Below are 13,880 nucleotides of genomic sequence, written 5' to 3'. Positions count from 1 at the left end.
GGTTTGTATTCCAGAGAATTATGATTTGTGGTTCTGCGGGAGGGATGTGCATGGCTCCGCTGGCGGAAACGGTGGTGCGCGCCCTGCTGGATGGCCTGGCCGAAGGCGTCCTGGCGGTCGCGCCGGACGGGCGGATCCGGCTGGTGAACGGCGCCATGGCCCAGCTCCTGGGCACCCCCCGGGCCAGGCTGCTGGACCGCCGGCCGGCCGATCTGGAGGACGGGGACAAGTGGGTGCCGCCGGTGCTGCGCCGCTGCCTGGAGACCGGGGAGCGGCAGGCGATGGTCCTGGAGCGGGCGGGGCGCCGGCTGGCGCTGACGGCGGTGCCGCTGCCGGAGGGCTGGGTGCTGGCCACGGCCCGGGACATCACGGAACTGGATCGGCTGGAGCGGCAGGTGGAGCGGATGACCCAGGAGCGGGAACGGTACCGCCACGAACTGGCCGGGCTGCGCGCCGGGCAGGCGGGGCGCGCCGAGGTGGTCGGCTCGTCGCTGGCCATGCAGCGGGTCATGGACCTGATCCGGCGGGTGGCGCCGGTCGACTCCACCATCCTCCTCCTGGGGGAGTCCGGCGTGGGCAAGGGGGTGCTGGCGGCCGAGATCCACCGGCTGAGCCCGCGCCGCAGCGGACCCTTCGTGCGCATCGACTGCGCCGCCCTGCCGGGGAGCCTGCTGGAGTCCGAGCTCTTCGACTACTCGCCCGGCTCCTTCACGGGGGCCCGGCGGGAGGGCAAGCCCGGGCTCATTGAGCAGGCCCACGGCGGCACGCTGTTCATCGACGAGATCGGCGACGTGCCGCTGGAGCTGCAGGTCAAGCTGCTGCACGTGATCCAGGAGCGGCGCATCATCCGGCTCGGGGCCGTCACCCCCACGGCGGTGGACATCCGGATCATCGCCGCGACGCACCGGGACCTGGAAGCGATGGTGGCCGAAGGCCGCTTCCGGGCGGACCTGTACTACCGGCTCAACGTGGTGCCCGTGAAGATCCCGCCGCTGCGGGAGCGGCCGGAGGACATCCCGGTCCTGGCCAGGACCTTCCTGGACCGGTTCTGCGCCCGGTATCGGGTGGAGCGCACCCTCACCCCCGAGGCGGTGGAGCGGCTGGTGGCCTACAGCTGGCCGGGCAACGTCCGGGAGCTGGAGAACCTGGTGGAGCGGTTGGTGGTGACCCTGGATGAGCGGGAGATCCGGCCGGAGCACCTGCCCCTGCCCGCACCCGGGGGGCCGCCGGTGCAGGTGCGGGAGATCGTGCCGCTGAAGGAGGCGGTCGCAGCGCTGGAGCTGGAGCTGGTCGGGGAGGCGTACCGCCGGTTCGGCAGCTCCGTGAAGGTGGGCCGGGCATTGGGGATCCACCAGACGACGGCCGCGCGCAAGATCCGGGAGTGGAAGGCGCGGCAGGAGCGGACCGGGCGCGGGTAGGGCGGGCGCGCAGAGGCCGCCGGGGCGGCGTGCGCTCCGGCGGCCAGGCGGTTCCGGGCCTGTGCGGTTCAGTCCTCGTTGTTGCTGGGCCGGCGGGCGTGGGCGATGCGGCTGGCCGCCGCCGCGGCGATGGCGGAGACCAGGTCGTCCAGGAACGTGTGGCACCCGCCGTTCTTGTGGGAGTTGAGCCGGCCGATCACCAGCGGCTTGGTCTTGTCCAGATAGCCGAAGTTGGTGAGGCCGATGGAGCCGTATATGTTGGTGATCGAGAGAGCCACGATTTCGTCGACACCGAAGAGGAAGTCGTCGCCGGCGACGATGGACTGCAGCGGCTCGGGCAGCTTGCCCTCCTCCGCGAGCATATCCAGGGCCAGCCCGGTCAGGATGGCGTTCTGGACCTCCCGCTTCTTCACCACCGCCTCCACGCTCTCGAGGCATTCCTCCAGCGGCAGCGAGTCATAGTAGGACTTCTGGATCTCATACACGACCTCGGCGATCTCCCTGAGCATCACGCCGCGGTCTTCCAGCATCTTCACTACCGTCTTGTACATCCGGTTCCTCCTGTTCTGGTCCGTCTCATGGCTTATTAATTATGAGACGTCAGACAGTCCGGTGCGGGTTCGAGGGCCACCATCCGTCAACCTGGTCCAGGGCGCGCAAGCGGCCCCGCCGTGACAGGCGGGACCGCTTGCGCCGCTCGTGAGGACCCCAGTCGTCGACCTTCGGCAGACCTATTCCGCCGGCAGGATCCGGATCCGGGCCGCGCCGCCCTGGGCGGGGTAGGACATCAGCATGGGACCGGTCAGCTCCACCTCAACCCGGGCGCCCACCTGCAGGTCGGCGGCGGTAGCCCCGGCGTCGCCGATGGTGATGACGGTGTTCTCATCCACGGCCAGCCACGCCAGGAAAGGCTCGCCGCTGTCCATGGGCTCGCCCTCCAGCAGGATCCGGCCGCCCTCGATCTCCTTGATCACGCCGGTGAGGATGTCCGCCTTCGGCGCCGGCAGCACCTGAATGCTGTCCGCGCCGCCCCGGGCCGGGAAGGACTCCAGAATCGGGCCGGAGAGCGAGACGATCACCTCGGCGCCCACCTGCAGGTCGGCGGCGGTGCCGGCGCCCTCGCCCACGGTGATCTGCGTGTCATCCGAGACGGTGAGCCAGATCAGCATCGGCTCCCCGTTGGCCATCGGCGGGCCCTCCAGCAGGATGCGCCCGTCCTCGACCTGGCGGATCCTGCCGGTCAGAAGGTCGTGGAACGCGTCGTCCGGCAGGGTGACCGGCTCCGGCGCCGTCAGGTCGGCCACGTCGCCGGGCACCAGGCTCATCACGCCTTCCTCCGCCTCGGTCTGGCGCAGGCCGAACACCGTGGTAATGGCGTCCGCCGAGATCATGGTCCGGTCGCCCACGATCTGGGCGGGCTGGGCCATGGAGATCCGGGCGCTGCCGGCCGGTGCGACCGCCGCGTCCAGCACCTCCGCCTCCTGCTGACCGATGCGGAAGATCACGGTCCGGTCAGCCAGGCCGACCCGCACGAGCTGCCCCTCGCCGTCCCAGGCCACCTCGGCGCCCATCGCCTCGGCGATGGCCCGCAGGGGCACCAGCAGGACGCCGTCAGCCACCACGGGGCTGCCGAGCTCCCGGGCGACCGGCTTGCCGTTCACGAGGATCTCCCTCGGCAGCGGCGCGTCCGCGCCCACGTCCCGGAGCACCGGGGCCATGGCCTCGACCTCGCCGGCCAGCCGGATGCTCATCACCTCGATGGCCGGGACCATGTGGAACGAGATCCCGGTGAACTCGGTGCCCTCGACCACCACCTCCTGGCCGGCGAACTGCGCGATCTCCTCCTGATCCCCGATCAGCCGCATGCCGGCCACGGCCCAGAAGCCGCCCTCCAGGTCCACCCACTCCACCGGCCCCACCAGCCGCAGGAAGCTCCCGGCCTCCTCGGGGGCCACGATGGGCAGGATCTCCACCGGGGCGGAGATCGGAGTCGCGTCGACAGGCGTATCGGCCGGGACGCTTGTGGCCAGTGCGGGAGCTGCGGACACGCCCATCACGAGGGCGCTGAGCGCAGCGGTCTTCTTCCAGAGTTTCATGCGCCTACCTCCTTGTTTGGATCGGATTCACTGTGACAGACGGGGTACACGTCCACGCCGTTTCAGCAATGGGAGAAAGAAGCGCGCGGCGGCCGCCGAAAGCGGCGAGCGGCTCCCACCCCTGGGCCGGGGTGGGAGCCGCTCCGCGGCGCGTGCACTAGCTCTGCGCCTGCCCCACGAAGGTGACCGAGACGGTCACCTCGTCTTCCACCGCCACGAAGTTGGCGATGTTGGGCGGGTCCACGCCGAAGTCCGTCATGGCGAAGGTGGTCTGGGCGGTGAGCGTCAGGACCCCGCCGGTGAGCTTCGCCGTGCCCTCGAAGGTGAGGGGCCTGTCCACGCCCTTGATGGTCATGGTCCCCGTCAGCCGGATGGGCACCTCCTGCCCCTCCGTCAGGACGGGGTCGCCCTCGGCCCCCTGGATGCGGAAGACGGCCTTGGGGTGGTTGCGGGTGTCCAGCACCCGCTGGACCTGGTTGTCCCGCCGGGACTGGTCGCTGCGCAGGGTCGTCAGGTCGACCTCGACGGTGGACGGCTGGATGACGCCGTCCTGGAGCACGATCGCCCCGGACAGCGCGGAGGTCCTGCCCACCGCGGTCACGTCAAGCCGCTGCCCGAGGAAGGTCTCATCGACGGCGTAGGAGGCCTGGGACTGGGCCGTGTCCACGTAGTAGGCGGTTCCGTCCACGCCGGCGGACGTGCTGTCCTCCGCGGCGGCCGGCGCCGTTCCCGTCTCCGCCGCGGGCTGGGGCTCAACCGGGGGCTGCGCCGCCCCCCGGGCACACCCGGCTGCCAGCAACGCCACCAGGGCCAGGCTCACGAGTGTGGTCGCTCGCTTCAGAAGAACCCCTCCAGAATCGGTTGATGGGTACTAGTTTGGACAGAAAACCTGAGAGAAACCTGAACGCAACATAAATATTCCCTGTGTTCTTCACGATCATTCCCCTTACTTGGGGCACACCGGAACCCTGGACCGCCGGAGACGGCCGCGCGGCCCCCGGGCGTCGATCCGCGTCACGAGGGCCGGCGCCGCCCTGCGGGCGGAACCAGCCCTCCACAGCGAATCGGCAAGCCCCACGTGCCGTGCCTTCACCGGGCCGCCGCCTGCGCCTGCAGCCACTCCAGCAGCGCGGCGATCGCCGCCTCGTCCATCGGGCCGAACTCGTCCCGGGCAGGGTCCGCGGTGGGGCTCAGGGCGTGGCCGAGCCCGGGAAGGCGGCGCAGGGTGGCGGTCTCCGGCGCCGCGGCGGCGATGGCCTCGCCGTCCGACACCGGCACGAACCCGTCGTGCTCCCCGTGCAGGATCAGCACCGGCCGGCCCAGACGGGGTGCGATCTCCGCCAGGGATTCAGCCGGCTCGTTGGCGGGATCCATCATGGGGTTCACGGCGGGATTGGCGATAAGCGCTTCAATGGCCGGCCGCAGCTCCGCCTCCAGGTCGATGAGCCCGTCGCCGTCCCGGTCGGTGTCTGCCCGCATCTTCGACGCCCAGGGCGTGGAGTCCGGCGCCCAGACGTAGAAGCTGCCCATCAGCGCGGCGGGTCCCGGCGGCACGTCCATCCACTCCCTCGCCGACAGCTTGCCGTCCCCGTCTGCGTCCACCTCCGCCAGCAGACGGAGCCCGAGTTCCAGGTGCTGGTAGCGCAGGGTCTCCGCCCAGCCCCCGGTGGGCGGCCCCTGCAGGATCACCCCCGCCACCCCCCGGTCGGCCAGGGCGGCGTGGGCGGCGACCTGCGCACCCTGGCTCCAGCCGTACAGGTAGATGCGGCCGCCATCCACCTCGGGCTGCTCCCGGGCGGCTGCGATCACCCGCCCGGCGTCGGCGATGAGCTGGTTGGTAGTCGCACGGTAGGCCTGCTCCGGGTCGTAGTCACCCGGTCGCCTCACCCCCCGCTTGTGGAAGCGGAGGACGACATAGCCCGACCGGGCCAGCCGCTCCGCCAGCAGCCGGAAGTTGGCCGACACCACCCGGCCTCCGGCGTCCACGTTGGTGGCATCCATGTCCATGGGCCCCGACCCGTGGAACAGGATCACCGCCGGCCAGGGCCCGTCGCCCCCGGCCGGGTAGGTGAGCTCCGCGGCCGCGGTCCAGGTCTCGTCCAGGGCGATGGTCAGGGCACGACGCCGGATTTCGCCGCCGGCCGGTCCGTCCCCCGGCGCACAGCCCGCCAGCAGGAGCAGCGCCAGCAGTGCAGCGGTGAGCTTGCGCACCGACGCGCCTCCCTTCGTCACCGCACCAGGAAGGAGAGCCGGCGCACCAGGCTCACGTTGGCCAGCCAGACTGCGGCGACGTAGCCCAGCATCACCAGTGCGTGCCGGAGGACCGGCACCTCCTCGCCGAAGAACCCCGCCTGCATCAGGTCGACCACCGGCCGCGTGGGCAGCCAGGCCTGGACCTCCCACAGCACGGGGCCTGCCAGGGCCCAGGGAAGCGTGGTGGCGAAGAGCAGCAGGATCTGAACCGGCGTCCCGCCGATGGACATGGACCGCATGTCCTTGAAGAGAAGCCCCAGGAGCGTCCCGGCGCCGACGGCGAAGAGCGTCAGCAGCAGGTAGGCGAGAAACCAGATCCCGGGCCGCACGGGCACCTTTCCCCCGACGGCCAGCATCACCGCCCCCATGACCAGGGTGCCGGCCAGCGCCAGCGCTCCCTTGACCATCACCACCTGCCAGGGGCGCACGGGCGTGAGGAACAGCGCCTCCAGCCGCCGCTTCTCCTTCTCCTCCGCCAGCGTGATGCCCGCCACGTTCCACCCGACGAAGTAGGGGGCCATCACCGAGAGCATGACCACCAGCAGGGGCCGGGCGCTTTCGGGCATGACCAGCCTCATCATGATCCCCATCGCGGGCAGGAGGGCCGCAAACAGCACCAGCAGCGGGTTCCGGATCACGTCCTGCAGCTGGGCCTGTGCCAGGGCCACCATCCTCATGCCAGTTCCCTCCCCGTCGTCTTCAGGAAGACCTCGGACAGCGTTGCCTCCTCCGTGTGCACGGCCAGCAGCGTCCCCAGCGCCTGATGCCGCGCCGCGACCTCGACCCAGGCCGCCTCCTCCAGCGGCCAGCGCAGGGTCTCCGGCCCCTCGCTTCCGGCGACGGTGACCCTCACCCACCGTCGCCCGTGCCGCGCCTTCAGGGCGGCGGGGGCGTCGCAGGCCACCAGGCGGCCCCGGTCCAGGATGGCCACCCGGTCGCACAGGGCCTCCACCTCCGCCATGTCGTGGCTGGCCAGGACCACGGTGCGGCCCCGCGCCTGCATGTCCCGGATGATCTGGTGCAGCGACGCGGCCGCGGCGGGATCGAGCCCCGACGTCGGCTCGTCCAGGATGAGCAACTCCGGATCGTGGAGCACGGCCCGGGCGAGGGCCACCCGCTGCCGCTCCCCCTTTGACAGGCTGCCGACGCGCCGGCCGGTCAGGTGGGCCGCCCCCGTCGCGTCCAGGGCCCGCTGGACGCTCTCCCGGCCGAGCCCGTAGAGGCCGGCGAAGAGCGCCAGGTTCTCTCCCACGGTCAGCCGATCGAACAGGCCCGTGCCTTCCGGCAGTACCCCCATCCGGGTCCGCACCCGGTCAGGCTCCGACCACGGGTCGACGCCCATCACCGACACCCGCCCGCGGAACGGCGGGGCCATCCCGGCCAGCAGCCGCAGCGCCGTGGTCTTCCCGGCCCCGTTGGGCCCCAGCAGTCCCAGGGTCTCGCCGGCGGCGACCTGCAGGTCCACGCCGTCGAGGGCGACCGTCCCGCCGTAGCGCATGGTCACCTGGGTCAGGCTGATCACGGCTCACCACCTCCGCCCCCATCATCGCACGGGCGGGGCGGGCGACTCCGCCGCTTCCGGACAACTGGCGGATAACGGGCGACAACTGGCGGCAAGCCCTCCGCTATCCGTTGAGACGCACCCGCAGCTCGTGGGCGCGGTGCTTGCTGAGCGGCACCTCCTCGCCGTCCTTCAGGATGAGGGAGTAGGAGTCCCGGGTCCACGCGGCGATCTCCCTGACGTACGCGAGGTTGACCAGGTACGCTTTGTGGCTGCGGAAGAACCCGCTGTCGGCCAGCCGCTCCTCCAGTTCCGCCAGGGTGAAGCTGACCCCGCAGGTTCCCTCCGGGGTCTCGATGTAGACCGCCTTGTCCCGGGCGTAGGCGAAGCGGATCTCCTCCGGGCGGAAGAGCAGGACCCGGTCGCCTTTGCGGGCCGCCACATGGGGGACGGGCCTGCGGACGGCGGACGGCGGCGCCGGTTCCCCGGCGGCTGCGGCCTCCGGCTCCACCAGGCGGCCGCCCTCCAGGTAGCAGATCCGTGAGGCCACCCCCAGGATCCGGGGGTCGCCGAAGGTCATCACCAGGACGGTCTTCCCCGCCTCCGCCTCCTGGGCGACGGTGAAGGCGATGAGGCTTGCGCTCTCGCTGTCGATGTCCCCGGCGGGCTCGTCGAGGAACAGCACGGACGGGTCGTGAACCAGGGCGCAGGCGAGGCGCAGCCGTGCCGCCTCCCCCGGGGTGAGCCGGTCGACCCGCACGTCGCGCCGGCCGCCCAGGTCAAGCCGGTTCAGCAGCGCCGCGGCCCGGTCCCGGGGCGCGCCTCGGAGCCGGGCGAAGGTGTTCAGGTTCTCCCATACCGTCAGCCGCTCCATCAGTCCCCAGGCCTCGCTGGCCGCGCCCACCAGGGCGCGGCCGGCGTCCGACCCGGCGGGATGGCCGCCCACCGTCACCGTCCCGCCGTCCGGGGGAACGAGGCCCACCAGGGCCCGCACCAGGGTGCTCTTGCCGCTGCCCCTGCTCCCCACCACGGCCACCAGTTCGCCCGGCTGTACGGTGAGGCGGATGTCGGTCAGCTTTCCGGCAATGGTCAGTCCATCTACGCGGATCACCCAAATCCACCCACTTTCTCGTATTCGATTCCAGCCGGCCGTTCCGATGTCCTTCCCTCCCGTCCGCCCGGGGGCGGCCGCCGGCAGGGCCGCGGCCAAAGCAGAAGGCGACCGCCTTCCGGCGGTCGCCCGCAACCGCTTCGTTCTAGTACCGGAACCGTCCGACCCGGGAGAGTAGCTCCCGGGACATGCCCGCCAGCCGCTGGGTGGACTGCGCGATGGTCTCGGCGCCGGCGGTCAGCTCCTCGGTGGAGGCGGACACCTCCTGGGCCGCGGCGGCCGTCTCCTGCGCCGAGGAGGCAATGACGGCCACGGCCTCCAGGACGGAATCCGAACTGGCGGCCATCTCCTCCGTGGCGGCGGAGTTCTCCTCGGCGACCGCCGCCATCTCGGACACGGCCGACTGGATCCCCCTGCTGTCCTCCACCAGCTTCTCGGTCACCCGCACGACCTCGGCCGCGTGCTCCTGGGTGTCCCTGACCATGGTGACGATGCGGCCCAACCCCTGTTCGGCGGAACGGGCCATCTCAACGCCGGCCTCGACCTGCGCGTTGACCCGGTTCATGCTCTCGACGGCCTCGGTGGTGCTCGCCTGGATCCGGCTGATAAGCGCCGCGATCTCGTTGGCCGAGGAGGCGGCCCGCTCCGCCAGCTTCCGCACCTCGTCCGCGACCACCGAGAAGCCGCGCCCGTGCTCGCCGGCCCGGGCGGCCTCGATCGCCGCGTTGAGGGCGAGCAGGTTGGTCTGATCCGCGATGGCGGTGATCGCCTCCGTGATGGCGCCGATCTGCTGCGACAGCTCGCCCAGCCCCGCCACCTGCTCAGCCGTGGCGGCCACGCTGGCCTGGATCTCGGCCATGCCCGCGGCCGAGCGCAGCACGGTGGACTGGCCCTCCTGGGCGGTGGCCAGGGCGTCGGCGGCCAGACGGTTCACGTTCCGCACGTGTGCGGACGCCTGCGAGAGCTGCTCCAGCATCCCCGCCAGGTCCTCCACGGCCCGCTGCGCCTGCTTTGCCTGCTCCTCGGCGCCGCCGGCGATCTGGTCGATCGCCTCCCGGAGCTGCCGCATGCGGGACTGGATGTTGTCCGCGGCGGCCGCCTGCTCGCCGGTGCCCCGGGCAATCTGGGAGATGGCCTCCGCCACCATGGTGGCCGAACGGGACATCTCCTCCGTGGTCGCGTGCAGTTCGGCCGCGGACTCGGTGACGGCGCGGGAGGTGTCGCCGACGCCGGCGACCAGCCCCCGCAAGGCCGGGATCATCTCCCTGAGCGAGCGGCACATCTGGCCCACCGGGTCGTTGCCGTCATACCGCAGTTCCACGTCCGAGAGGTCGCCGTCGGCGACCTGGACCACGGCCGCCCGCACCTGCTCTAAGACGCCCACGACGCCCCGGATCACGACCAGGGCGATGATCGCCGAGACGACGCCGTACCCGACGATGAGGCCGATGACGACCAGCCGCTGCCGGTTCGTCGCCTCGATGGTGGCGATCTCCTGGTATCCGGCGGCGCCGTCCACGTACTCGGCAATGGCGTTGGCCGCGTCGATGTAGTCGTCCATGAGCGGCATCAACGCGGGGAGCTGGGCCCTGAGATCCGTCAGGTTCAGCCGGTTCAGCGACTCGACGGCCTTCGACACGGCGGTTTCCGCGTCGCGCAGGGCCGTCAGCAGCTTCACGCCCTGCTCGCTCTCCACGGTGGCGGCCAGCCAGTTGGACGCCTCATCGGCGTACTGCCGATAGGTCTCGAACTGGTCCAGGTAGTCGACGCTGCCCGTTGCGGCGTAGGCCCAGAGGCTGCGGGCCTGGCCCTGGGCGTGGGACTGCAGCTGGGTGGCCTTGATCTGGGCCATGCGAAGGTCGTTCGCCAGGTCGTCGTACTGTTCCCGCTGGATGTTGAGGGCACGCACCACCATGAAAATGGTGGAGACCAGAACCGCGACGATCGCGATGGCGCCAACGGTCAGTGTTGTGCGAAGACCCCAGCGCACCCTGATTCCTCTCCTTTCCACAGGAACCATCATGCCAAGATTGGACGCGCTGGAAACTATGTTATGCTAGCCAAATACAATAGTTCAAGTACTCCAGATTCCGAATGGAAAGAACTGAAATATTTAGTCTATGGGATTAGGAGCACCGTCGTACATCCCCTGGTCCAAAGCGCCCCCAGAACGTTCTCGGGTCGCTACCCGAAAGGCACAACGGCAAGCGGCGCGCCCCGCGCCGCTTTGGGCCCGGGGCGCGCCGCTTGGGGTGTGCGCCGGCAGGGTTCAGGGGAGAAGCTCCGGCTCCTGCTCCAGGGTCACCCCGAAGCGCCTCCGCACCTCGTCCTGGACCTTCTGCTTGAAGCGCAGCAGGTCTGCGGTGCTGGACGCCCGGTGGTTGACGACCACCAGCGCCTGCGCCGGCCACGTGCCCATCCCGGTCTCCGGGTCGGCCACGCCCCGGAAGCCCGCCCGGTCGATCAGCCAGCCGGCCGCCAGCTTCACCCCGCCGCCGGGCACGGGCCAGTGCGGCATGTCGGGGTAGCGACGGAGGAGCTCCGCAGCCTGCGGGGCCGGGATGATCGGGTTGCGGAAGAAGGAGCCGCAGTTGGCGACGTGGGCCGGATCGGGCAACTTGGCGCGGCGGATGGCGATGACCGCGTCCCGCACCTGCTGCACCGTGGGGTGGGTGAGGCCCCGCTCCTCCAGGTACCGGCCCAGGGCCGGATAGAAGGGGGCTCTCGGGGGCTCCCGCAGCAGCCGCAGCGTCAGCGCGGTGATGAAGAACCGGCCGCGGTCGGCCTGGTTGAAGCGGGAACGCCGGTACCCGAAGGCACACTCCGCCGCCGGAATGCGCACGAAGCGCCTTTCCTGCCGGTCGTACGCGTCCACCGACACCAGCACGTCCGCGATCTCCTGTCCGTAGGCGCCTACGTTCTGGACCGGGGTGGCCCCCGCGGTGCCGGGAATCAGGCTCAGCCGTTCGATGCCCGACGCGCCCGCGGCGACCGCCCGCGCCACCACCGAGTCCCAGTTCTCGCCTGCGCCCACGGTCAGGAGCAAGTGCCCGCCCTGGTCCGCCAGTTCAAATCCGGGGATGCGGTTGACCAGCACCAGGCCGGCGAACCCCTCGTCCCGCCAGATGATGTTGCTGCCGCCGCCGACCATGATCACCGGCAGGTGGCGGGCCTCGGCCCAGGCGATGCCCTCCTCCACCTCCGCAGGGCTCCGGACGTGGGCGAGATAGGCCGCCCAGCCGCCCAGGCGCATCGTCGAGTAGTCGCGCAGAGAGACTCCCTGTTGAATGTCCAGCGCTGCGATGCCGGTTACCCCCTTCCCGTGCGTAGCGTATGCTGCGCCGTGTACGTCCAACCGCTACGGTTCCATGTCGGCTCGGCCGGATCCTGCCCCGCGCCGGCGCCTGCGCCGCTCCCGCGGCGTGCGTCAGGGCAGCGGCGCCGCGGGCAGGATGAGCGTAAACGTGGTACCCTCCCCCACCCGGCTCTCGCAGGTGATCCGCCCGCCGTGGAGCGCCGCGATGCGGGCGGCGATGGCCAGTCCCAGACCGGCCCCGCCGCTGCGCCGGGAACGGGAGCGGTCAGGGCGGTGCATGGGCGTGAAGAGGTGCGGCAGCTCCTCCGGCGGGATGCCCTCCCCGGTGTCGGCCACGGCGATGCACACCTCCCCGCCGTGGCGGCCCCAGGTGAGGCGGATCTGCCCCCCGGGGGGCGTGTGGCGCAGGGCGTTGGCGATCAGGTTGTCGAGGGCGCGGCCCAGCAGCGCCGGGTCAAGCCCGGCCGTCAGGTCAGGCCCCTCGGCGGCCAGGACCACCCCCTTCTGCTCGGCCTGCGCGCCGAAGGCGCCCAGGGTGGCCTTCAGGAACGCGGCCAGGTCCACCTCCCGCAGCGCCGCCCGGGTCTCCGGCAGCTCCAGCCGGGAGAACTGAAACAGGTCCTCCACCAGCCGCTCGACCTCCGCGGTCTTCCGGAGGATCACGTCGGCGTAGTGCGCCGCCTTCGCCGGCTCCCGGGCGAGGCCGTCCCGCAGCCCCTCGGCGAAGGCGCGCACCGAGGAGAGCGGCGTCCGCAGGTCATGGCCGATCGCGGCGATCAGCTGCCGGCGCTCCTCCTGCAGCGCCGCCTGCCGCTCCAGGGCCGCCTGCAGCCGGTCCCGCATCGCGGTGAAGGCCTGTCCCAGGGCGTCCAGTTCCTGGACCCGCGAGCGGGGCAAGGCAAAATCCAGGTCGCCCTCGGCCACCGCCCGGGTGGCGGCCTCCAGCGCGCGCAGCGGGCGCAGCACCGCCCGGCCGGTCCAGACCAGCACCCCCACGAGCAGGGCGAGCAGCGAGGCCAGCGCGAGCCCGAAGCCCACCCTGGCCGCGGCGCCCACACCGGAGAGCGCCGCCTGCGGCCAGACCCAGAGCACCAGGAGGCCCAGCGGTTCGCCGTTCCGCTGCAGAAGCCGGACCCGCTGGGTGGGCTCGAGGCGAAAGCCGCTGCTCACCAGTCTGCCGTCCGCCACCGACGGGCTGGCGTAGCGCACCCGGTCATCCAGGCCGCGCACCTCCAGGGCGAAAGACCATCGAGACTGCAGCTCTCCGAGTTCCGCGGCGAACGCCGGTCCGCCCAGCTCGTCCCACCGTTCCGTCACCAGCCGGGCGACCGCCCGCTCCGCCGCGGCCACCTCGTCCTCGGCCAGGCTGACCATCCCGGCGTTGAGGGCCACCGTGCCCACGAGCCCGCCGCCCAGGGCCAGCAGGGGCAGGAGCAGGGCCGCCAGCACGGCGGTCAGGGCCAGGGTCCGCAGGCTCCAGCGGCGGGTCATCGCGGCACCCCCGTGAACCGGTACCCAAGACCGCGCACGGTCTGGATGAACTGCGGCCGGGAGGGGTCGGCCTCGATCTTCTCCCGGATCCGGTTGATGTGCACCGTGACCGTGCGGGGGTCGCCGAAATCGCCCCACACCCGGTCGTAGAGCTGCTCCCGGCTGAAGACCTGGCCCGGGTGGCGGGCGAGGAAGATCAGGAGCTCCAGTTCCTTCGCCGTCATCGCGACCTCCCGGCCGTCCCGCCAGACGCGGTAGCCCTTCGGGTCGATGGTGAGCGGCCCGAACCGCCACTGTTCGGCGGAAGGCCGGTAGCGGCGCAGGAGGGCCTTGACCCTCGCCACCACCTCAGGCGGGCTGAAGGGCTTGGCCACGTAGTCGTCGCCGCCCAGTCCGAGGCCGCGGATCTTGTCGGCGTCCTCCCCGCGGGCGCTGAGGAAGAGGATCGGCACGTCGCTGAACGCACGAATGGCGCGGCAGGCCTCGAAGCCGCTCATGCCCGGCAGCATCACGTCGAGCACAACGCAGTCAAACGCGCCGTCCCGCACCCGGGCCACGGCCTCCTCCCCGGTCTCCACCCCGGTGACGGCGTAGCCTTCGGCCTCCAGGTAATCGGTGAGGATCTCGATCAACTCCGGTTCGTCATCGGCCACCAGGATGTGCTGCGGCTGCATGGGCGGGCAGGCACCCCCTT

At 71.4% G+C, this 13,880-nt stretch carries 12 protein-coding genes; 1 reads left to right on the top strand and 11 read right to left on the bottom strand.

Features of this window, described 5'->3' with window-relative positions; all coding sequences use genetic code 11:
- The first annotated feature begins 50 nt into the window (after window positions 1-50).
- Window positions 51-1,418 (top strand): sigma-54 interaction domain-containing protein, encoded by a 1,368-nt coding sequence (locus STH_RS03590; protein ID WP_050742095.1) that lies wholly within the window; start codon window positions 51-53, stop codon window positions 1,416-1,418.
- Window positions 1,419-1,486: 68 nt separating this feature from the next.
- Here STH_RS03590 and STH_RS03585 read toward each other — a convergent pair whose 3' ends face one another.
- From STH_RS03585 to STH_RS03535, 11 genes are all read right to left on the bottom strand, one after another.
- Complete coding sequence (locus STH_RS03585) at window positions 1,487-1,969, bottom strand: phosphatidylglycerophosphatase A family protein (protein WP_011194833.1); 483 nt, start codon at window positions 1,967-1,969, stop codon at window positions 1,487-1,489.
- 180 nt (window positions 1,970-2,149) lie between these two features.
- Window positions 2,150-3,514, bottom strand: a complete 1,365-nt coding sequence (locus STH_RS03580) for a stalk domain-containing protein (protein ID WP_011194832.1) — start codon at window positions 3,512-3,514, stop codon at window positions 2,150-2,152.
- 157 nt (window positions 3,515-3,671) lie between these two features.
- Window positions 3,672-4,334, bottom strand: coding sequence for a YceI family protein (locus STH_RS03575; RefSeq protein ID WP_011194831.1), 663 nt, complete (start codon window positions 4,332-4,334; stop codon window positions 3,672-3,674).
- A gap of 269 nt (window positions 4,335-4,603) precedes the next feature.
- Window positions 4,604-5,725, bottom strand: a complete 1,122-nt coding sequence (locus STH_RS03570; RefSeq protein WP_011194830.1) for an alpha/beta hydrolase — start codon at window positions 5,723-5,725, stop codon at window positions 4,604-4,606.
- Between the two features lie 17 nt (window positions 5,726-5,742).
- Window positions 5,743-6,444: an ABC transporter permease gene (locus STH_RS03565; protein ID WP_043713246.1), complete on the bottom strand. Its 702-nt coding sequence runs from the start codon at window positions 6,442-6,444 to the stop codon at window positions 5,743-5,745.
- On the bottom strand, window positions 6,441-7,289 hold the full coding sequence (locus STH_RS03560; protein ID WP_011194828.1) for an ABC transporter ATP-binding protein: 849 nt from the start codon (window positions 7,287-7,289) through the stop codon (window positions 6,441-6,443). The genes STH_RS03565 and STH_RS03560 overlap by 4 nt, the downstream gene beginning before the upstream one ends.
- Window positions 7,290-7,392: 103 nt before the next feature.
- The gene (locus STH_RS16890) at window positions 7,393-8,379 is read right to left on the bottom strand and encodes an ATP-binding cassette domain-containing protein (protein ID WP_011194827.1); all 987 of its coding nucleotides are present in this window, start codon (window positions 8,377-8,379) and stop codon (window positions 7,393-7,395) included.
- A 145-nt stretch (window positions 8,380-8,524) separates the two neighbouring features.
- Window positions 8,525-10,369 carry a methyl-accepting chemotaxis protein gene (locus STH_RS16885; protein ID WP_011194826.1) on the bottom strand — a complete coding sequence of 615 codons (1,845 nt, stop codon included), beginning with the start codon at window positions 10,367-10,369 and terminating at the stop codon, window positions 8,525-8,527.
- 279 nt (window positions 10,370-10,648) lie between these two features.
- Window positions 10,649-11,734 carry a UDP-N-acetylmuramate dehydrogenase gene (gene murB, locus STH_RS03545; RefSeq protein ID WP_011194825.1) on the bottom strand — a complete coding sequence of 362 codons (1,086 nt, stop codon included), beginning with the start codon at window positions 11,732-11,734 and terminating at the stop codon, window positions 10,649-10,651.
- 72 nt (window positions 11,735-11,806) lie between these two features.
- On the bottom strand, window positions 11,807-13,186 hold the full coding sequence (locus tag STH_RS19630) for a sensor histidine kinase (protein WP_011194824.1): 1,380 nt from the start codon (window positions 13,184-13,186) through the stop codon (window positions 11,807-11,809).
- Window positions 13,183-13,860 (bottom strand): response regulator transcription factor, encoded by a 678-nt coding sequence (locus STH_RS03535; protein WP_011194823.1) that lies wholly within the window; start codon window positions 13,858-13,860, stop codon window positions 13,183-13,185. The genes STH_RS19630 and STH_RS03535 overlap by 4 nt, the downstream gene beginning before the upstream one ends.
- Window positions 13,861-13,880: the final 20 nt, after the last annotated feature.

This window comes from Symbiobacterium thermophilum IAM 14863, assembly GCF_000009905.1.
Classification (GTDB): domain Bacteria; phylum Bacillota; class Sulfobacillia; order Symbiobacteriales; family Symbiobacteriaceae; genus Symbiobacterium; species Symbiobacterium thermophilum.
The sequence above is the reverse complement of the archived record's forward strand: the minus strand, read 5'-3'. Positions and strand labels throughout refer to the sequence as shown.